The organism is Reichenbachiella agarivorans (assembly GCF_025502585.1).
Classification (GTDB): Bacteria; Bacteroidota; Bacteroidia; order Cytophagales; family Cyclobacteriaceae; genus Reichenbachiella; species Reichenbachiella agarivorans.
This window is the reverse complement of record NZ_CP106679.1, coordinates 4,353,894-4,374,096: the sequence shown is the minus strand read 5'-3', so window position 1 is coordinate 4,374,096 and position 20,203 is coordinate 4,353,894. Positions and strand designations below refer to the sequence as shown.

General features: G+C 40.8%; 15 protein-coding genes. 8 read left to right on the top strand and 7 right to left on the bottom strand.

Annotated features, from left to right (window positions below):
* Positions 1-34: 34 nt before the first annotated feature.
* Entirely contained in the window at positions 35-715 is a 681-nt protein-coding gene (locus N6H18_RS18150; protein WP_262309700.1) for an SET domain-containing protein, read from the bottom strand.
* A 187-nt stretch (positions 716-902) separates the two neighbouring features.
* Between N6H18_RS18150 and gloA2 the strand changes: the two genes are divergently transcribed.
* Together gloA2 and N6H18_RS18140 are read left to right on the top strand one after the other, a co-directional pair.
* Positions 903-1,289 (top strand): SMU1112c/YaeR family gloxylase I-like metalloprotein, encoded by a 387-nt coding sequence (gloA2, locus tag N6H18_RS18145; protein WP_262309699.1) that lies wholly within the window; start codon positions 903-905, stop codon positions 1,287-1,289.
* A 34-nt stretch (positions 1,290-1,323) separates the two neighbouring features.
* Positions 1,324-1,671 (top strand): hypothetical protein, encoded by a 348-nt coding sequence (locus N6H18_RS18140; RefSeq protein WP_262309698.1) that lies wholly within the window; start codon positions 1,324-1,326, stop codon positions 1,669-1,671.
* 90 nt (positions 1,672-1,761) lie between these two features.
* Here the strand turns inward: N6H18_RS18140 and N6H18_RS18135 are convergent, their stop codons facing one another.
* A complete protein-coding gene (locus N6H18_RS18135; RefSeq protein WP_262309697.1) occupies positions 1,762-2,682 on the bottom strand; it encodes an acyl-CoA desaturase in 921 nt (306 codons plus the stop codon).
* Between the two features lie 201 nt (positions 2,683-2,883).
* Complete coding sequence (locus N6H18_RS18130) at positions 2,884-3,894, bottom strand: potassium channel family protein (protein WP_262309696.1); 1,011 nt, start codon at positions 3,892-3,894, stop codon at positions 2,884-2,886.
* A 233-nt stretch (positions 3,895-4,127) separates the two neighbouring features.
* Between N6H18_RS18130 and N6H18_RS18125 the strand changes: the two genes are divergently transcribed.
* Both N6H18_RS18125 and N6H18_RS18120 read left to right on the top strand, forming a co-directional pair.
* Positions 4,128-4,811, top strand: coding sequence for a hypothetical protein (locus N6H18_RS18125; protein ID WP_262309695.1), 684 nt, complete (start codon positions 4,128-4,130; stop codon positions 4,809-4,811).
* 230 nt (positions 4,812-5,041) lie between these two features.
* Positions 5,042-5,929 carry a DMT family transporter gene (locus N6H18_RS18120; RefSeq protein WP_262309694.1) on the top strand — a complete coding sequence of 296 codons (888 nt, stop codon included), beginning with the start codon at positions 5,042-5,044 and terminating at the stop codon, positions 5,927-5,929.
* 481 nt (positions 5,930-6,410) lie between these two features.
* On the opposite strand, the gene N6H18_RS18115 is transcribed toward N6H18_RS18120, so the two are convergent.
* Together N6H18_RS18115 and N6H18_RS18110 are read right to left on the bottom strand one after the other, a co-directional pair.
* Entirely contained in the window at positions 6,411-7,322 is a 912-nt protein-coding gene (locus N6H18_RS18115; protein WP_262309693.1) for a 1-phosphofructokinase family hexose kinase, read from the bottom strand.
* A gap of 4 nt (positions 7,323-7,326) precedes the next feature.
* Entirely contained in the window at positions 7,327-9,108 is a 1,782-nt protein-coding gene (locus N6H18_RS18110; protein WP_262309692.1) for a sodium:solute symporter family protein, read from the bottom strand.
* A 158-nt stretch (positions 9,109-9,266) separates the two neighbouring features.
* Between N6H18_RS18110 and N6H18_RS18105 the strand changes: the two genes are divergently transcribed.
* The 4 genes from N6H18_RS18105 (at position 9,267) to N6H18_RS18090 (ending at position 16,545) form a co-directional block, all read left to right on the top strand.
* Positions 9,267-10,622 (top strand): Gfo/Idh/MocA family protein, encoded by a 1,356-nt coding sequence (locus N6H18_RS18105; RefSeq protein WP_262309691.1) that lies wholly within the window; start codon positions 9,267-9,269, stop codon positions 10,620-10,622.
* Positions 10,623-10,640: 18 nt separating this feature from the next.
* Complete coding sequence (locus N6H18_RS18100; protein WP_262309690.1) at positions 10,641-13,223, top strand: methyl-accepting chemotaxis protein; 2,583 nt, start codon at positions 10,641-10,643, stop codon at positions 13,221-13,223.
* A gap of 700 nt (positions 13,224-13,923) precedes the next feature.
* Positions 13,924-14,265, top strand: coding sequence for a hypothetical protein (locus N6H18_RS18095; protein ID WP_262309689.1), 342 nt, complete (start codon positions 13,924-13,926; stop codon positions 14,263-14,265).
* Positions 14,266-14,355: 90 nt separating this feature from the next.
* Positions 14,356-16,545, top strand: a complete 2,190-nt coding sequence (locus tag N6H18_RS18090; protein ID WP_262309688.1) for a T9SS type A sorting domain-containing protein — start codon at positions 14,356-14,358, stop codon at positions 16,543-16,545.
* A gap of 223 nt (positions 16,546-16,768) precedes the next feature.
* Here the strand turns inward: N6H18_RS18090 and N6H18_RS18085 are convergent, their stop codons facing one another.
* Both N6H18_RS18085 and N6H18_RS18080 read right to left on the bottom strand, forming a co-directional pair.
* Positions 16,769-18,223, bottom strand: a complete 1,455-nt coding sequence (locus N6H18_RS18085; RefSeq protein WP_262309687.1) for a hypothetical protein — start codon at positions 18,221-18,223, stop codon at positions 16,769-16,771.
* 1 nt (position 18,224) lies between these two features.
* Entirely contained in the window at positions 18,225-20,165 is a 1,941-nt protein-coding gene (locus N6H18_RS18080) for a glycoside hydrolase family 36 protein (RefSeq protein WP_262309686.1), read from the bottom strand.
* Between the last annotated feature and the right edge of the window lie 38 nt (positions 20,166-20,203).

Sequence of the window (20,203 nt, the reverse complement as noted above, 5' to 3'; positions counted from 1 at the left end):
GTTACTGAGGCTTTTTTCTTGAATCATTGCTTGCTTATTTGGCTCTTCTCATTTGTACAGGTGCAACCAGATCCAGAGGGATGATCGCTTTTTCTTTTTTGCTTCGGCGTGCTTTTGATGTTTTGGCTGGGCCATGGTATTTCAGTGAGTACACAGATTTGTAGGACTGAGGGTTGTTGAAGTATTCGTCCAATTCCATCTTTACTTCTGGATTGACAAAGACCATGAGTGGTTGCTCTACCTCACGTAATCGAGGGATCGATTTTTTGATTTTTGCATCCCACTCTGGGTAGTATTTGTCAAAATCGTCACTTGCGATCTTTTTTCGACAGCAAGACTCACCACAGACCAAGTCCATTTCTTGGATGATGTTGAATATCCCATATTCATCTGTGATTTGCTCACCAGCCTGAATGTCGCGTATGGCCATTTCAAAACCATAACCAGTACTGATCGTGTTGCAATTGCAACAGTGATTGACATACTTGCCAAAGTCCCAACTGAGGATTCTGTTGCCAGACTCATCGATATAGGAGTATTTGTCGATGACCTCTCTCATTTCCTGAGGATGTGCCAGAAAGTCTGAGGGAGAAATAACATGCTCCAAACTGTCTTTGACATAGATGATGGTTCCTTCTGGAATCATCTGAGTGGCGAATACCCCGTACCCGACCACATCGTTTATATATTTGAGTTCTGTTTTAGGATGAATCATTGAAAAATCATTCAAAATAAATTGGATGAATTTATCGAAAAGTCTCAATTATGGTTGTGTTTTGCCAGAAAAATAATGTGAATTTTTTCACATTGTAGCCAGTATCTTTACTGAGCTGCGTTTGTAGATGTTTTAAGCTTCATTTTGAAAGGTAAATGTGTAAGAGAAAAGTAATGATTGTTGAAAAATGGGTCTGAAATGTATTCATCATATTGCGATTATTTGTGCTGATTATCAGCGGTCTAAATGGTTTTATACAGATGTGTTAGGCTTAGACGTTGTTCGTGAGGTATATCGAAGTGAGCGGGATTCTTACAAGTTGGATTTGGCATTGGGAGGTCAGTATGTCGTTGAGTTGTTTTCCTTTCCTAATCCTCCTGCTCGTGTGTCTCAGCCTGAAGCTTGTGGTCTGAGACATTTGGCTTTCGAAGTGGAAAATATCGAGGAAGAAGTGGAGCGCTTGAGCAACTGTGGCGTGGTTGTTGAAAAGATCAGAACCGACGAATACACGGGTAAGCGGTTTGTGTTTTTTAGTGATCCAGATGGCCTGCCCATTGAGCTGTATGAGTTCTAGTTCGATTGTTTGTTCAAATTTATGTTTTTAAGTTATGCGTAAGTGTTTGTTTTTTAGTTTGTTAGTATTTGGGTTGTCAGTGGGTGTCAATTCGGCTTTTGCTCAGGACGATAGTTCAGTCAAGAGTGACATAAAGAAGGTAAGTAAGAAAGTCGCAGAGGGGACCAAAAAGGGTTACAAAAAAGTAGAGAAGGAAGTGAAGCCTGTGGTCAAGAAAACAGGTAAGGCCATAGATAAAGGAGCTAAGAAGGCTACTAAGGAAGTGAAGGAGTTGGGTAAAGCAGTGCACAAAGAAGTAAAAGGCTGGATGGCATCTCTACAAGACAAAAGAAGCGAGAGACATTCTCAATATAAAAGCGAGCCTGTTGAGATCAGTGCTTAGTAGCGTATTGATGAATACAGCAGTAGTTTAGAGCCAAGAGTCAAGATTGTAGAATCTTGACTCTTGGCTCTTTTGTCTTGGCTCTAAGATTTAAGCTTTGGCTTGTTGGGCAAGATGGCGTGCCTCTTCTTTGTTTTTAGAATATTTGATGTGATCAGGTACACCTCTCAAATCCCATATGATGCCAAAGAAAGCGAGCGTCCGTAGGATGTAGTAGGTGATATCAATCTCCCACCAAAAGAAACCTTGACGAGCCGCTACTTCATAATAATGATGGTTGTTGTGCCAGCCTTCACCTAGTGTGATCAAAGCCAGAATCAGGTTGTTTTTGGACTCATCATTAGATTCATAGCGTTGCTTGCCGAATTTATGCATAATAGAGTTGATGCTAAAAGTCCCGTGGTACAACAAAACTGTGCTGAGGAAAAATCCGATAAACAAACAAGAAAATCCAGCTGTGGTAAACATGGTCATGATACTGCCTCCGTTGACAATACCGCCTAGTGCCATGACTAGGAGTGCCAGAATAAAAGGAGGAACCAGGTAATACTTGTTGAGCCAAACTAATTCTGGATACTTGGAGTAATCTGCGATGATTTTGTAATCAGTTTCTTTGTAATCTGGTCCTACGATCCAGCCCACATGTGAATACCAAAATCCGTAATGCTTCATTGAATGCGGATCATCATAGGTGTCACTGGTTCTATGATGCACCCTGTGATGCCCTGCCCACCACAGTGCTCCTTTTTGAGCAGAAGTCTGCGCCATAAAGGCAATGATGAACTGGAAAAAGCGAGAGGTCTTGTACGATCTATGTGCGAAATAGCGATGGTATCCACCTGTCACCCAGAACATACGAAAGAAGTATAGGAAAGCACAAACAATCCAGTCAAATGCTGTTGCCCCAGTATAGATTGCTGCCAAAGGCATCAAATGAACAACTGCGAAACTGATTTCCGTTTTAAGTTTTGCTTTATTTAAAACCCTAGGGGATGTAGAAGCTGTAGGCATAACACAAATTTAATATTTTAACATTCTTGTATCAAGAACCGAAACTGGTACAAAGATAACCATCATTGGCGAAGTGATGAATGTGATTTTTATCATTTCTAACCCAAAATCACCAAGGCGACCTAAAACCTCTTCTGAGGGTTTTTTTGGCATTGTCTCTATGGTTTTATCTATCGAGTGTCTAGCAATTTGGCATCTAAATTACTTTTTGATCAAGGTAAATTCCTTCATAAAGGAATTGAGGGTGTCTTGAGATCCCAATACAATCAAGTGGTCGTCTGGGCCAATGAACGTATCTGCAGATGGGCTAGGGATGAGACCCTTGACGTTGTCTTTTACGCCCAGTACGATGACTCCTGTCGTGGCAGGGATATTCAATTCGCGGAGGGTTTTGTCTTGGTATTGTGACTTGAGTTGGTCGTAGGCCACTTCTTCCAGGTGATAATTGGTACCTGAGACCCCATTGAGCAAATCCAGAAATTCGATCACGATGGGTTTAGTTACCAGCTGTGCCATGAACATTCCTCCCAAAATATCAGGCATGATGACTTTGTCTGCACCAGCTCGGTAGAGTTTGTCCTCTGTTTCGAGGTTGGAGGCACGGACGATGATTTTGATTTTTTCGTTGAGGTATCTTGCCGTCAGAGTAATGAAGACATTGGCTGCATCGGAGGGAGTAGTGATAATGATTGTTGAGGCCTTTTCGATTCCGATGGTCTTGAGATTGTCGTCTTTGGTGGCATCACCTATATACCATCTCATGGTGTCAGGAATCAAATCTGCTATTTCTGGTTGAGAGTCAATGATGACGAATTTTTCTCCACTTTTTTGTAGCTCCTCACAGGCTCTACGGCCATTGCGACCAAAACCACAGACAATGATGTGGTTGCTTAGTTTACTGATTTCCATACCAGATCTGTAGTTTTTAAAAATTGATTTTAGCTTTCCTTCGAAAAAATAACTGGATACCACCGACACCACGTAGGCAAACAGTCCAAGATTGAGCAAAATGTAGATAGAGGTAAATACCCGTCCTGCCTGACTGAGCTCTTTGACCTCTGTAAATCCTACCGTCCCGATCGTAATGATGGTCATGTAGAGTGCGTTGACAAAGTTGAGGTCTTCGATCAAGATGAAGCCTGACAACCCAATCCCTAGACTAAAGAGAAATAGAATGAAAGCGGTGATGAGGCTTTCGAGTTGTCTGTTCATGTAATTTATCTTCAAAGAAATCTATATTTAGGCAGTCAGAGTAATGGGAAGTCAAATGTAGACAAAATGCTTGTTTGATGAAATACAACATCAGTGGGCAAAGACATGATCTTTTACAGTTTGTTTTATGGGAGTGGTGGATGTTTGGTTTTTGAATCAAAAAATGGGGGAGTCAAACAGAATCTGTCGTGCGTTGATTTCTTCTCTTTTGGGGAAAGCATTACCTTTCCCACATGATAAAAGCGATGAAGATCACCTTTGGGATTCTGTTGACACTGGGAGTCCTTACTTATGCCTTGTTGAAATTCCTGAGTGAACCCATACCCACAGGGTATCCTAGTCCAGAGGCTGATCAAATAGCTATCTATATGATGGAATCGCTGAATATGGCAGATTGGGTCGGTACAGATTCTATCTCGTGGACAATCCAAGGCAGTCGCTCTTATGATTGGAATATCATGGATCATCAGGTGTTGCTCAAGTGGGATGGGCATGAGGTGCTTTTTGATCACAACAAAGGAACAGGTCAGGTCATTGACGGAGATAATTACGCTCAGGATGAGGTGGATCAATTGGTAGCAGAAGCTCAAGAACATTTTGATAGCGATAGCTTCTGGCTGTGTGGTCCTTTCAAAGTGCTGGAGTATGGTACTGAGCGTAGTCTTGTGCAACTCAAAGATGGTAGAGTAGGGCTCAAGGTGACTTATGAGTCAGGTAGTTATCAGGGGGATACCTATGTTTGGTTGCTGGATGAAAATTACAGGCCTAAATCTGTCAAGTTGTGGGTATCGTCTATTCCTATAGGAGGTATTGAGTTTACTTGGGATGATTATCAGCAGATAGAATCTGGTGCCTGGTTGGCACAAAACCATTGGTCGTATGGTAAGTTTAACGTGAGAGTGACGGGGATTCAATAAATAGATTATAACCTGAGTTCGATTTTGAATATCTCCTCAAGTGCTTAGTTTATCAATCGTTTTGTCTATGGTCTGGAAAGAGACCTCTTGCAGGGTTTTTCTGCTCTTTTTATCAAAGGTCATTTTAGTTTTACTCGATTGTGGAGCATGAGCCTTCTTTAAGAATCGAATTCAGGTTTATAGATTTTCTGATCAAATAGTGATGGATTACAAATATCATTGCATCAGCAATGGGAAATAGTGTAAGATTAGCAAAACTTCAAGCCAACCCAGTGGTGATGGCTTCTTTGGGGGCAGTATTCATGGTGTTTGTGTGGTCTGGATGGATTATTCTATCTAGGGCAGGAGTACAGTCTAGTTTGACACCTGCAGACTTGACAATGATACGTTTTGGTACGGCAGCAGTATTTGCCTTGCCCTTTGCGCTGCGCTATGACTGGGCCAAGGTCACGCTTTGGAAGGCAGTGATCGTGTCACTAGGGTGTGGATTTCCATATACCATGTTTTCGTTTTATGGCTTGCTCAGTATCAAGGCTGCCAATGCAGGTGTGATCGTCAATGGCCTCTTGCCAGTGTTTGGTGTGATCTTGGCATTTCTAGTATTGGGTGAGCGCACAACCATCAGACGCTTGTTTGCTATTGGGTTGATTCTGCTTGCCAACCTGATTATGATGGGACAACCACAAGCGATACAGGACAATTGGTTTGGGTGGCTGATGCTGATTGGTGCATCACTTGTATTTTCAATCTATATGTTTTTGGCTAAGCGCTATGGTTTTACATCTCGTGATGCATTGGCATTTCTGCCACTCATCAATGCGGTGCTATTCCTGCCAATCTGGTGGATGTCCGATAGCGGGATTCCCGAGACTCCTGTTAGCACTATTTTGTTACAGGCATCTTACCAAGGGATATTGGTAAGTATCGTCACGCTGTTGATCACCTTTTATGCGATCAAGCATATCGGTGCGATGACATTGTCTATCTACTTTTCATTTGTACCATTTGTGACAGCTCTACTCGCTTGGCCTATCCTGCATGAGAGTCTCAGCATTACCGAAATATTGGGCATCATTTTATGTTCTGTAGGTCTGCTGTTTTATGCGAGAAAGGGGTGATAGGGAAACTGGATATCAGTTGTACTTGTAATTGAGCGGACGCTCTACTTATGGATGGTAGAAAGCAGCGTTTTTCAAATTCGTTTTTCATTAAAGGTGCTTCTGCCTGTTGTTTTCAGTCTTCCGCAGGGCGACTGAAAACCAATTCTATAAAAACAGTGTCTCCGAACGGATCGGCTACTCGATCATCTCTATTGACAGCAAACCTTTCCGACCTGCATAATCTCTTGCACTACCATACAGATATGCTGCTGGTTTATCAACTACCCGTGAATTTATAAGCAGACATTAGTATGATGGCAGAAAAATTTTGCTAGACAAACCGTGTCGGAGGCGCTATTGATCACGTATGGTTTCAAGTGAAAAAATACGTGAAACAACAGGTCTACTATAATAAACAGACCGCGTTTTTTTGAGAAAAAGTATGGTCTATTTGGGTCAGAGTTTGGTATATCTTTTTGTCAAAGGTCTCGATGAAATACTAAACCATCATATACAAAAGTGCTTTTACTTCTGAGATATATAGCATCCCTAAATCTTCTCTCTTGCAATTGGCAGCTCCACATGCAGCACCTAAATTTGCTATACTTTGTGGGTCTAATTTTTCTACGATCCCGGCGACTACCCCAGCGGTCAAGCAGTCACCTGCACCTATGGTACTTAGGACTTTGTCTATTTTTGCCAAACTGTGGTACGTGCCTTGTGAGGTAAGTAGAGATAATCCTTTGGCTCCATCGGTGATAGCAGCCAATTCACAAGATTGGAGTATTTGTTGCTTTGCTTTATCGAAATCACACTGATAAAAATCTGTAATTTCCTTTCGATTGAGGTGTACGGCATAGGGTCGATTCATAAGTGCATTTTCTAGTTGTTTGCCCGTACAGTCCAACATGCTCTTAATGTTAGCTTGTTGGGCAATACGGATGATTTCAGCATAGCCATTTTCTGGACTACCTTTGGGCCATGAGCCCGATAATACCACCATTACCGTAGAGGGCAAATGAGACTCTATACTTTCAATAAACGCTTGAAAATCTTGTTTCTGAATTTCAGGACCTGTTCCTAAGATTTCTGTATCATCAAAATTCCCCTCGGACTTAAAAGTGTAGCAGCTCCTAGACCATTGCTCTAGTTCTGTCCCAATGAATTGAATGTTGGGATAATATTCATTACAAGACTTTTTGATCCATTGTCCACTTTCACCGCCCCAGAAGCCTGCGATTGTTACTTCTATGCCTAATTCAGAAAGAGCCATGCCTACATGTAAGCCTTTTCCTCCAGGATATTTTTTTTCTTTTGTTATCCTGTTAGGAATGCCTACATTGAAATGATCAATGTAGGCATATATATCAATAGCAGGATTAGGACAGACGACTAAAACGCGTTTTTTCATGTTGTTATTTCAATTTTACCCAAAGTTTTTTCAAAACAAATACACAGCCTACCGAGATGGCCATCAATATGGTTGCGCTAAGGTGACGTCCATAAATAAAAAGGCCAGTTCCCATGAGGAATGAGTAAATACCAATTGTGCCAGCTATCATTGATAGGATGCCTACTGGTATTTTCCATTTTTCAGGTTTTGCAGTGAGCTCGAAACCTTCGTTTTTGGCTTTCTCCACTATTCTTTTCCAACCTGGTCCACCTGGATTGACTTGATTGATAAAGTTGACTAAGACAGTGGTGCTGGTAGGAGAAGAAACCAAACTGACAGTGATCCAAACCAGTGTGGTAATACCAACACCAAGCAATAGTTCCAGCCAATCTGGTAATGGGTTAAAACCTATGGCTTCATGAATGAGATTGAAATAGATTGCAACAAAAAAGCTACTGATCATAGCGGATAGTTCGCTGGCAGCATTAATTCTCCACCAAAACCACCTCAAGATAAAGATTAAGCCAGTACCAGCTCCAATCTGGAGTAATATCTGAAAGGCACTCAAGGCATTGTCTAATAAAAGAGCAAAAATCATGGTGAAAACCATCAATATGACTGTAATGATTCGGCCTGTGTTTAACATTTCTTTTTGACTCGCGTTGGGGCGCATAAAACGCTTGTAGTAGTCATTGACAATATAGGATGCTCCCCAATTGAGGTGAGTAGAGATTGTAGACATGTAGGCAGCTATCAGTGAGGTGACAACTATGCCGAGTAATCCAGAGGGAATAAAAGTGAGCATGGCTGGATAGCCTAGGTCATTGTTTATAATGTCTTTTGCATGCGGGAATGCCACAAGGAAACTGTCCAAATCTGGGAATACTACCAATGAGCAAAGTGCCACGATAATCCATGGCCAAGGTCTCAGGGCGTAGTGGGCAACATTAAAAAATAAAACAGCTTTGATAGAATGGTCTTCGTTTTTGGCAGCAAACATGCGCTGAGCAATGTATCCTCCACCTCCAGGTTCTGCTCCTGGGTACCACACCGACCACCACTGAACTAGAAGTGGTATTAGGAAAATCATAATGAAAACTTCAGGATTAGAAGGGGACGGGAAGAGGTCTAATTTGTCCACTACATTTTCATGAGCAAGAAGGTTGGTCAATCCGTTGACTTTAGGATGTTGTAGTGCTACGAAGGCGGCAATAAATGCTCCGCCAATAGATAGAAAGAACTGAATGAAGTCAGTGATTAATACACCTTTTAATCCACCGAGTGAACTGTAAATCACAGTAACTGTACCAGCTATCAATACAGTCTGAACTGGGGTAAGCCCGAGCAATACACCGCCAATTTTAATGGCGGCCAATGATACGGTAGCCATGATCATCACATTAAAGATAAACCCCAAGTATATAGCTCGGAAACCTCTCAGGAATCTGGCGATTTTACCACTATATCGTAATTCATAAAATTCTACATCCGTGACAACTCCTGATTTTTTCCAAAGTCGCGCATAGACAAAAACAGTCAGCATGCCTGTGAGCAAGAATGCCCACCAGGTCCAGTTGCCAGATACTCCGTGTCGCCTGACTATGTCAGTTACTAGATTGGGTGTGTCAGTGGAGAAGGTCGTAGCTACCATTGATACGCCAAGAAGCCACCATGGCATTTTTCCCCCTGCATTGAAATAGTCATCTGCGTTGTTGTTTCCCCACTTGGCAGACCATATACCAATACCGAGTGAAATGATGAAAAAACCGATAACAAATGACCAGTCTAATGTCGATAATATCATATTAATAAGTTTTCGAAAGTATAATTAGCTCAAACATATTAAAAAACATTCGAAAGGTTATATTTAAATAAAAAATTAGTTTCTTTTCCTTTCTTTGAATGAATGTTTGTTATATTGTGGCTGATTTATAAGAACCGGTTGGTATATAATTTAATATTATGGATAGAAGAGATTTTGTGATGAAAACAGCGGCTAGTGCAGCACTAGCGCTAGTAAGTCCATCTTTTGCTTTTGGAATTGGTAAAGGGACTGATAAAATTAGGTTGGGTTTCATAGGTGTAGGAGCACGAGGGACAGGTCAGTTGGCCTTGACTCTGCGTAGGTCTGATATCGTAGTGACAGCCATCTGTGATGTAGATAAAGATCGTGTAGCTGGTGCATCTAAAATGATACAAGACGCGGGAATGAAAAAACCAGCGGTTTTTAGTGATAATTCTTATTCTTATCGTGACCTACTCAAAAGGGACGATGTGGATGCTGTCATCATATCTACACCATGGATTTGGCACACGCCTATGGCTATTGATGCTATGGAAGCTAAGAAGGCCGTAGGCCTAGAGGTAGCTGGAGCTTTTGATATCAGAGAATGTTGGGCATTGGTTGATACTTATGAAAAGACAGGTACGCCTTTTATGATTCTCGAAAATGTGGCTTATAGAAGAGATGTAATGGCTGTGCTAAATATGGTACGTCAGAATCTATTTGGAGAGATTATTCATCTTCAAGGAGGGTATGAGCACGATCTTCGCCATGTTAAGTTTAATGATGGTAAACAGCTTTATGATGGAGGAGTTGAGTTTGGAGAAAAAGGGTATAGTGAAGCCAAATGGAGAACAGACCACTCGGTAAAAAGAAATGGAGATTTGTATCCTACGCATGGTTTGGGGCCTGTCGCTCACTGCATTAACAACAACAGAGGAAATAGATTTGAGTATTTGACATCTACAGCTACAAAATCAAGAGGATTACACGAGTATATAGTCAACCATCCTAACGGAGGAGAAAATCATCCAAATGCAGATGTGAAATTCAAACTTGGAGATATAGTAACAACAGTGATTAAATGTGCCAATGGAGAGTCTATTGTACTCACTCATGACACCAACTTGCCGAGACCTTACTCTTTAGGGTTCAGAATTCAGGGCACCAAGGGTTTATGGATGGATATAAACAATGGTATCTATGTGGAGGGTAAAAGTCCTGCGCATGAGTGGGAGAGCGACGAGGAGTATATGAAGAAGTATGATCATCCGCTTTGGAAAAAATTTGAGTCAGACTCCAAAGATGCAGGACACGGAGGGATGGATTTCTTTGTGATTCATGCTTTTGTCGAGGCACTGAAAAGAAATGAGCCTATGCCTATGGATGTGTATGATGCTGTTTCTTGGGCGGCAGTTACATGTCTGTCAGAGCAGTCAATTGCAGATGGAAGCGAGCCTGTAGCTTTTCCAGATTTTACGAGAGGAAAGTGGATCAGTCGTAAGCCAATTTTTGGCTTTGATGACAGGTACTAGTAGAGTTTATTATTAGCTATGGATGAATTAGTCAACTGGGATGTGATTTTGGGATTGGTCTCATTTGGAGTGTTTCTAGGGATCATAATTTTTCGAAATATTTTTTCCCTCAATTTATACACTCATGGGTATGTTATAATTCTTGGTGCATTTAATGTTTTAGTATTATGGGCTTCATTCAGAGGGTTTCTTAGTGAGGCTCTCTGTATTCCTATTTCTTTAGGCTGTCTGTTGTTGATAATTTATAGTCAAAAAAGGCAGTATGACAAGCAACTAACTTTGCTCCAAAAATTTGGGAGTGAAGAGAGTGAGCTGATTGAAGACCCTGAGGAGGTGTTAAGTCCATCAATGTTTCAGGTATGGAAAAAACTTGAGCTACAACACACACAGTTGCGAGAGATTGAAACCTGTGTTAATGAAATAAGTACAGGAGATCTCAATTTTTCTTTACCAGACTCGAATCCATCAAAAACCTCTTTTGAGTTATTACAAACTAAGATCACCTCTTTCATAAATGATCTTGATGAATTGATACAATCTGGAGTTAAGAAAGAGTTGGATCAAGAGATGATATTGAAAGGACGCTGGTTCGAGCTATATCAATCTATATATCTCCGATTAAATTCCTATATGCGTCCAATTCAATCGTTGAATGAAATCATGAATGCCATGGCACAAGGTGACTTGACTAGGCGTTTAACATTTGAAACGGATGGTGAGATGAGTGATTTGTCAAAAAACCTGAATTTGGCATTGAACAACATGGATGGTTTGTTGACTCAGGTAGCTATAAATGCCCACAGTATTGATGAGTCGGCTTTAGAAATGAAGTGTTCGACCCAAGAAATGTCTGTGAATACAACGGAAATAGCTTCATCCATTAATCAAATGAGTCATGGGGCACAGGCGCAAGTAGATAAAATTGATGAAGCTTCTAGATTGATCGGAAACATCTTGTCTTCGGCTCAAGCAATGGGAAAGAGTTCGGAGGGTATATACAATGCAGCCAAGCAAGGTGTAGAGAGAAGTGAACAAGGTTTGGTGATGGTCAGTGAAGTGCTATCTGGCATGGATAGAATATCAGAGTCTACTCTTAAGGCCAATGACTCAATTCAGGTGCTTCAGAAGAGGGTATTGCAAATGTTGACAGTTATCAAATTGATCAAAGATGTAGCAAGTCAGACCAATTTACTTGCTTTGAATGCTGCAATAGAAGCTGCTCAGGCTGGTGAGGCTGGGCGTGGGTTTGCGGTAGTAGCAGAAGAAATACGAAAGCTGGCCGATGATACCAAAAACTCTTTAAAAGAAATTGAGACTTTGGTAGATGAGGTGCAAGACGACACTTCGTCTGCTTCAGTTGCTGTACAACAAATGAATGAGAGTGTGACCATGGGACAGAGTGTAGCTCAAACTACTTCTGGTGCATTCAAGGAGATTCAGGAAGCTTCTATGAGGACGCTGAGCTTTTCTGAAGGAATATTGAAAGCTACAAATGGGCAGGAATTGGATGTGAGAAGTGTACTATCTCTGACAGAAGAGATAGTAGTTATCGCTGAGCAGACTGCTGCGGGTTCTGAACAAGTAGCAGCTTCAGCAGTAGAGCTGTCTAGAGGGATGAGACTTAATGAGCGTAAAGTTCAAGGTTTATCAGAGATAGCAGAGAATTTCAAGGATGGAGTAAGTATGCTAAAACTGTCTGATGAAAATGTGGATAATAAGGTTATATTCAAAATGAAGGATGCCTATGAGAAGGAAAAAGGCTTATTAGATGCCTTGCTTGAGAATATGCCTGATTTTATTTATTTCAAGGATCTGAAAAGCCGTTTCACGAGGGTGAGTAGATCTATGAAAGAATTGTATGAGGTCAAAGATTCTGAAGAGTTATTAGGTAAATCTGATGTTGAATTGTTGGGTCATATGGCTCAAGAAGCTTTGGACGAAGAACAGAAGATTATTTATTCTAAAGAACCTCTGCTCAATCATGTGCAAAAGAGTGGGGATCGTTATTTTCTGGTTAATAAACTGCCATTGTATGGAGCCGATGAAAAAGTTGTAGGTATTTTCGGAATTTCCAGAGATATAACTGATATGAAGGAAAGTGAGAGATTGAATAGAGAGCAGGAGAAAATGTTGGTTGAAAATCAAAGAGCTGCCTCTGAAGCAGCTCTTCTTTCAGCTAAGGAACAAAACCAGCTTTTTGTGAATATCCTCAATGAGCTACAGGATAAGGTAGAAGTAAAAGATCCAACAGGCACCTTTTATTTAGTGAATAAATCTGTTGCCAAAGATTATGGAGTAGGGGTAGAAGATATTCTTGGGAAGGATGATTCTGCATTTTTCTCAGAGGATGTAGCAGTTAAATATTGGGAGGAAGAGATGAAAATTATCAAAAGTAGAATTCCAGTATATAGTTTGGAAAAAGTAAGTGTAAATGGTAGAGACAAATATTGGTTTATCAGAAAGATACCTCTTCTGATTCCAGAACATAGGGATTGGGGGATATTAGGTATTCAGCGTGAAGTGAAAGCCAATGAGGTTAAGTCAGAAGAATATATAAGAGAGTTAAGGTCTAATTATCCTGGGATAAAATTGGATATATAAGAAGTAGGGTCATAGACGGTTCTCATGGAATCTAAACGTAAAGAATTGCACCGTTGTATGTAAAATAAAAAAGAGTGTAGATTTTAACGCAATGTTGACCTTATAATTGAGGGCTCAGTAATGGCTTGTCTAATAATTGAGTGTTCAAAGCCCAAACATGAAAAAGTGTTTGGGCTTTTTTTTAAGCCCATATATAAAGATTTTGTAAATAAAATATAAATTAAGAAAATGTTATGAAGGGTAAATATTTTACTTATATTTATTATTAAGTACAAATGATACGTGTAGAAGGGTTTATCGGTAAAAAGAAAGCTTTTGAAATAAAATTTAAACTAAAACATAAGAAGTATGATTAAATCACTACTTAACCAATCAAAATCTCCTCCAGCAGACGAGAACTATTATTAAGGCTGGTACTGCTGGTCATGACCAATTTATCCAGTGCAAAAGTTCGTTTTATGGAAAGGTATCTGGATTTGACCAAAATGAAGGATTTACCTTTGAGTAGAGTGTGGTAAAGTCCCTACGGTTTTGAAATCACCACCCAAAGTAGATTATCCTATGTGCTTGTTAGGGGATATTTGAAGCCAGTTATGGAATATTCATAGATAAAACAACAGCACTCTGCTGGCAGTAATGAAAATTTAGATACAGACGGTTATCCACGGGCTTTGACTTTTGGCTGAGAATAGGACGTTTTATGCGTATGGTAGGGCAAGCAACGGATGAAGTTGTACGAACGAACCTAGGAATTGCCAGCGTATATAAGAGTGGGTCTGTTATCGAATTAGGGGTAAGCAAATTTTCACTGGATAACATGCTTCTAAGGCAGGAAGAATTGGCTCAGTCCGACTTCCATTCTCGAATAGAAGTCATTGACCTGACGGATAAGGTACTGATAGCCAACACGAACATTTCTAGCGAAAATGTGTCTATGGGCATCAGTGCGCTTAACCAAGGCATCTTTATGCAGAAATGGTATAAGTGTGATGCCTTTGTAGCATTCTTCGATTTGCTACATAGAAACAATTCAGGTAGCTAACCGAGTAAGAATATAACAACTATTTCAATCATATCTATTAGAGAAGGATCAAACGATCTTTCTCTCCATTTTTAACTAAAATAATAAACTATGAATCTAAAATTACATCACTTTAGTATTGGGTTATTGCTGATAATCAGTACCATGGCTATGCGTACTCAGGCAGCCAATGTTTACGTTTCAAACACCGCGGCACTGGCTAGTGCGTGTACAAGCGCATCTTCTGGGGATGTTATCTTTATTTCGGCCGGGACCTACACTGGACCGTTCGTCTTGAGTGGTAAATCTAATATCACATTGAAAAGCTACAACGGGACTGTCTACATGCATGGGAGTTCATCAGAGGCTACCAATGGTGTCATTGCCTTGGAAATTTATAATTCTAATAACATTTCTGTTCAGAATTTAGTTTTCAGAAACAACTGGGGTAATTATGCAGATGGAATCAAAGTTCATGGATACGGAGATGGTACGAGTATCACGGGTTGTGAATTTTATAACATTGGATGGACCACTGGAAAAACGACAATGCCAGACCCTACCAAGTCGTCACACGCCATAGCTATAGTAGGTTCCACCGCCACCTCTATTAAAAATGTTTACATCGGTGACAACTACATACACGATTGTATCACTGGATATAGTGAAAGTCTAACCCTCGCAGGTAATGTTGAATACTTTTTGGTAGAAGGCAATACCCTCAATAGCAATACCAACATAGGGATTGATGCTGCAGGTCATTTTACCTGGACTGGAGCTCCTGCCAATGTGAATTATGCGAGAAGTGGAACCATTCGTGGTAATACCGTTAGTAACTATGCGGGTCCTGCTGGTTTGGACGCTGCAGGAGGTATCTATACCGATGGAGGTAGTTACAATTTGATCGAAAACAACATTGTATACAATTATAAAGTCGGATTTTCAATTGGGTGTGAAGTGGCTGGAAAGTCTGCCAACGGGAACATCCTGAGGAGCAACTTAGCTTACGATTGTAGCCTGTCAGGTCTATTCCTAGGATCGAACACCACCAGTACCGTCAACAACTCTGAAATCTACAACAACACCTTTTACAAATGTGGGACTGGCACATATGATAATGGTCAAATAGCGCTTCAAAACAACGCTGGAAGTATAATTAAAAACAACATCCTCTATCCTACGAATGGCCGATATGCCATCGTGCAGATGGGTGGGACCAGTAGTAGCAGCAAGACTCAGTCTTACAATTTGTACTGGAGAGACAACGGCACTACCTCTAGTTTGTTTTACAACGTATCAGGAGATGCCAATGCTGTAACGCAAAACCCGCTTTTCACCAATACAGGTAGCAATGACTTCACCATAGGCACATCGTCCCCAGCTGTCAACGCTGGTGATCCATCGTATAGTGGATCAGGACAGTTGGATCTAGATGGCAACACAAGAGTCCAAGGTTCTAGAGTAGACATTGGCGCGTATGAAACCAACGTATCAGGCGGTGGCGGCGGGGGTGGTTCTCTCAGTATCACCGTAGATGGCAGCACCAGTGATTGGTCATCTATCTCGAGTATTTCCACGAGTGGTTCTGGTGGACCGACGAGTCTAAAGGTTGCTGATAATTCTCAATATCTGTATTTATTAGTCACTGGCACTATAGACACCAACTATGAAATATTCATCGATACGGACAACAGCACTTCGGCTGGAAGTAATGAATATCTCTATACTGATTGGCCGTCAACTGGATTTGACTATATGGTAGAAAACGGGACTTTGTTTGCTCACAATGGTCAAGGTTCTGGGTGGTCATGGACCAGCCTGGGTGCGGTCACCGTATCTAAAAGCGGATCGGTGATAGAAATGGCGATCAGCAAGTCTTCACTAGGCAGTCTATCCTCTACAATTCGTCTGGCTGCCAAAATGATGAATTCTGGGTGGTCTCCATCTGGATACATCCCTACTACAGGTGGTGCGGCTTCTCCTTATGTAATGGGTTCTGCGGGTAGCAGAGTAAGGGTTTCTGAGCTTGAGGAGACACGAGTAGTTGGTTTTAGTCTCTATCCAAACCCATCGAGTAGGGAAATAAATATATCCTTGTCATTGCCAGAGCAATCTCTGGTTGATGTGAGGTTTTATGATTTGAGTGGAAAACAAGTCATGCCGACTTACAGTGATCGGATACATGTTGGTAATCAAATTTTGTCACTTAATATTTCGGAATATTTGAACGCTGGGTTGTATATGGCAAAGGTTTCTGTTGGAGACAAAACTTATAGCAGGTTGGTGAAAATAATCAACTAAACTAGACATAGCCATTTATTTGAAAGGAAAGAGGGGATAGGAATAAGTTTTGAGTTTCTGTCCCCTTCTTTTTATATAACCTGTCGGTGGTTCCCGATAAAAGCGCAAGCAAACGTATTACTCGGAAACAGCGTGGGAAATCAACAGAAAAAATAAGAGGCTGTCTATTAAGACAACCTCATTTTCAACTCTAATTGAAACTCACTAAACCTAGTAGAGGCTTTTAGTATTTGATTTGAATCGTTCCTGTTTCACCTTGGATATCGTGTGCTTCCAGATCGATATTCAGATATTCACCCTCTACTTTCCAGTCAAGTATTTTTAATTTTTGATTGTTGGAAGAGATTTCTACTGGAGTTTTTACGTTCAGTATTCTTAATGTTTGTCTACCATACCACCTCAGTTTGACACGGGTCTCTTCCTTGGTACAAGAAGTGTCAAGTATGTTGGAAGTATTGTCATGCCATACTATCTGAGAGATTTGGGTAACTCCTAATTCATACTTCAACTCATATTTTTTCTGAAGGAGTGGAGGTAGGTATAGGAAGGCGTATCCTTGATCTTCAAAATATGCAGGAATGCATTTTCCATCTAGTGTTGCAGAAGAAATGTGTTGTCCCTCGCTCAATTGGATTTTTAAAACCATGTTGCTAGGAGATAAATTGGCGTACACTTCATCTGGCATTTCAGTGTTGTCGATATGGACTGTATTAGGTTTTTTTTCTGTGATTTTCGTGTATTTTTTATATAGCCATTGAGAGTGCATCTGTTCTGTGTTTTTTGCACAGTACCGACTACTATCTTTTTGTACAGATTGATAGTAGTCCACCCATTTAGCTGTTACGTCTTGTTGTGATTCTTCTTTACTATATAGTAGGTTAGGCCAATGAGTTTCTATGTAATCTGTAGGTTGGTCGGCTAGTGGAGTATCTGGGAGCTTGGCTTCAGCGCACCATAAATTCCCATAGTTGTAGCGATTCATTACGTGAACCTTGTGGTCAAAACCTCCTCCATTGTCTTCTTTTGGAGGATTACATTCGGGTATCTGAGTGAAGTCGGTATTAGCGAATCTAATACCGTATTCTCCTAGTACACTGCCTAAGCTATATGTTCCATTGGGATTCCAGTAGTAGCTGTAAGCGCATGGGACGAAGCTTTCTGGAAAGGAATGACCTTCTTCTTTGCTTATTCCATACTGTTTCATGATTCTGACGAAGCATTCCACGTGTTTGCGAATTTCTTCTTCTGGCCAAGGGTGGTCGTCATCCGTATTGTACCATTCAGCTCTTCTTCTTGTTCCTTCTTTTGGCCAAAACTCATGACCTATACCGTGTAAACCAAATTCGAGGTGAGCTCCATGATGTTTTACATATTCCATCATTTCAAGCTGCAAGTCAGAGATATTTTCGCTGTTGTCCCAATTTTCTCTAAAATGTGTCGTGGTAGGATAGTCTCCAAGAAAATTTTCTCTGTCCATTTCGCCTAATATAAATAGGCCTTGTAATCTTACGCCAGCTTTTTTTGCTAGGTCGATGACCGCCTCATAGTCAGCGATGGTGGTGAGACGATCGATACCTAGCCTATAAGGTCCATAACCTTCTTCGCCCTCGTCGTATCCTTTTAGCCAGCCTAAGTCATCTATAGCTATGGCAAAGGGTCTTGGAAAAATGATGCTCATATTATTTTGGATAAACTTCTAATAAAATAAAATCTTTAAACTGAATGTTTAGTTTGTTGGTTTGATCAGAAATCTCAGCAATCTCTCGATGATTGACATAGTCTCGGACTATATATTGTCCTTTGGATAAACCTCTCAGTTCTACTTTTCCATCCCAAGAGTCTGAGTAAAAGGCATAATGTAAGGTATCTCCTTTTTGTATGAGGTGAGTTTCTGGACGGTCATATGCAATATCATATAAATCACCCCTATAGATCTCTCTGGATAACATTTTTTGATCATAAAGAGAAAACCATTTTTTCCATTTTACCTCTTTCTCTTTTGTCAATAGATAACTGCCAGAGGCATCTGGGTTGTCTTTTGGCCAAGTAAATTTGGTACCAAGTACAGCTCCAACTCCAAATGAACTAGCAAAATCGTCTCCATTGTCACTCAGTTCTACATGGTCGCCATAATATGCAGTATTTGGTATGAGTGCTTTGTAAGTTTTGCCTTTTAGTCGGATTTGCCAAGAACTTGTGGGGTCAGAGGAAACGGATTGATTCATATAAGGCATATTGAAGTACGACATGCATGTGCCACAGGGGCAATTCTCGATTACAGCGTGGGGTTTGATTGTGTGTGCCTGTTCGTAGATTAATTTAAAAAAAGCTGGAAGTTTTTCTGATCCTTGCTCAGGATATTCGAGCCCAGCTTTGGGATTGTAATCTGGTGCTATGGCATTCATGTGTTGACCGTCCATTTTTAGTCCATCAAAATCCCATTGGTTGAGGAATAAATTTACGATTTCTTGGGTGTGTTGGATTGTTTGCGGGTGTGAAGGGGAGAGGTAGTATGCATCCCACCAGGTAATGTACTGAGGAGCCCAATCACTAAGATATAGTCTCATGTCTGGATTCTCTTTGAGTAAATCACTGCCAGGGTCTGCGGCTAGAGGTGCCCACCAAAGCTTGGCCTTTAGTCCTTGTGCATGAATTTCATCTACCAATTCGCGCATTTGGCTATCTCCTTTGCTGAATTTATCTTGATTTACATGCCAGTCACCTTCTGCTAGTTGAAAACCGTCATCTAAAACTGCCCATTTGATTCCGAGCTCTTTTACTTTTGGTAAGGTACCTACTACCTCGTCTGCTGTGAAGTTCCTTTCATAGCCCCAAGCACACCAGATAGGTTCAAATGCAAAAGGTTCTGGCTCTGGCATTTGGATACCTTTGGCTTGCATGAGTTTGGAGTACTTGGTCAATCCGTTGTAGTAATCTCCCGAATGAATGGATACAAATGTCTCTAAAGTCTTTAATGTGTCACCAGCCGCCAAATATTGTGGGTATGAAAAATCTTGTCGAATGGATACTGAAACTTCATTGTCGTATTTTTTCATCTCTGTGGGTAGAGAAATTAACTTAGGGTTTAGTTCGGCGTGTCCAATGGTAATACCTATTTCAGGATTCCAAATGTCAGTCAACGGGATTCCACCACCATAGTCCGAGTTGTTCATTCCCATGTAGTTTTTTTGATAGTAGCCTGGAGTGACTGGTTTGATCCAATCTGCACGTTCGCTGGACGATGATCCTTGGAATGCCCAAAAGGGAGTTTCTTCACGTTGTGATGAGATTGTATAGGCTTGGTTGATCCAAGCTTTGATAGCTATGTCTCGATCTGAGAGATTGATATAGGTCACTTGAGTAGTGAGTAGGTCTGGATGTAGTGTATATGCGGTAATTGTTATTGTTTTGGAGATTTTAGTCTCCTTATTGATTCCAGAAATGGTATAAATTTTAGCACCGCCTAATTCTTTTGTTTCATTGACTTTTCTTTCGGTCACTTCGAATGACTCAAGTCGTCGATTATCTATTTCAAGGTATTCGGTCGCTCCAAGTGACGTTAAGTCTTGTCGTTTTGAGGTGTCGGAGAGTTTTGTGAATAATTGGTTGGATATACTCATTTGCAAGTCACCGTTTGTGATGACCACAAAATTTGAAT

Excerpts from the sequence above, each read along its gene's own strand:
- N6H18_RS18120 (WP_262309694.1), top strand. The coding sequence starts at position 5,042 with ATGGGAAATAGTGTAAGATTAGCAAAACTTCAAGCCAACCCAGTGGTG.
- gloA2 (WP_262309699.1), top strand. The coding sequence starts at position 903 with ATGGGTCTGAAATGTATTCATCATATTGCGATTATTTGTGCTGATTAT.
- N6H18_RS18090 (WP_262309688.1), top strand. The coding sequence starts at position 14,356 with ATGAATCTAAAATTACATCACTTTAGTATTGGGTTATTGCTGATAATC.
- N6H18_RS18115 (WP_262309693.1), bottom strand. The coding sequence starts at position 7,322 with ATGAAAAAACGCGTTTTAGTCGTCTGTCCTAATCCTGCTATTGATATA.
- N6H18_RS18125 (WP_262309695.1), top strand. The coding sequence starts at position 4,128 with ATGATAAAAGCGATGAAGATCACCTTTGGGATTCTGTTGACACTGGGA.
- N6H18_RS18080 (WP_262309686.1), bottom strand. The coding sequence starts at position 20,165 with ATGAGTATATCCAACCAATTATTCACAAAACTCTCCGACACCTCAAAA.
- N6H18_RS18130 (WP_262309696.1), bottom strand. The coding sequence starts at position 3,894 with ATGAACAGACAACTCGAAAGCCTCATCACCGCTTTCATTCTATTTCTC.
- N6H18_RS18135 (WP_262309697.1), bottom strand. The coding sequence starts at position 2,682 with ATGCCTACAGCTTCTACATCCCCTAGGGTTTTAAATAAAGCAAAACTT.
- N6H18_RS18105 (WP_262309691.1), top strand. The coding sequence starts at position 9,267 with ATGGATAGAAGAGATTTTGTGATGAAAACAGCGGCTAGTGCAGCACTA.
- N6H18_RS18140 (WP_262309698.1), top strand. The coding sequence starts at position 1,324 with ATGCGTAAGTGTTTGTTTTTTAGTTTGTTAGTATTTGGGTTGTCAGTG.
- N6H18_RS18095 (WP_262309689.1), top strand. The coding sequence starts at position 13,924 with ATGCGTATGGTAGGGCAAGCAACGGATGAAGTTGTACGAACGAACCTA.
- N6H18_RS18100 (WP_262309690.1), top strand. The coding sequence starts at position 10,641 with ATGGATGAATTAGTCAACTGGGATGTGATTTTGGGATTGGTCTCATTT.
- N6H18_RS18150 (WP_262309700.1), bottom strand. The coding sequence starts at position 715 with ATGATTCATCCTAAAACAGAACTCAAATATATAAACGATGTGGTCGGG.
- N6H18_RS18110 (WP_262309692.1), bottom strand. The coding sequence starts at position 9,108 with ATGATATTATCGACATTAGACTGGTCATTTGTTATCGGTTTTTTCATC.
- N6H18_RS18085 (WP_262309687.1), bottom strand. The coding sequence starts at position 18,223 with ATGAGCATCATTTTTCCAAGACCCTTTGCCATAGCTATAGATGACTTA.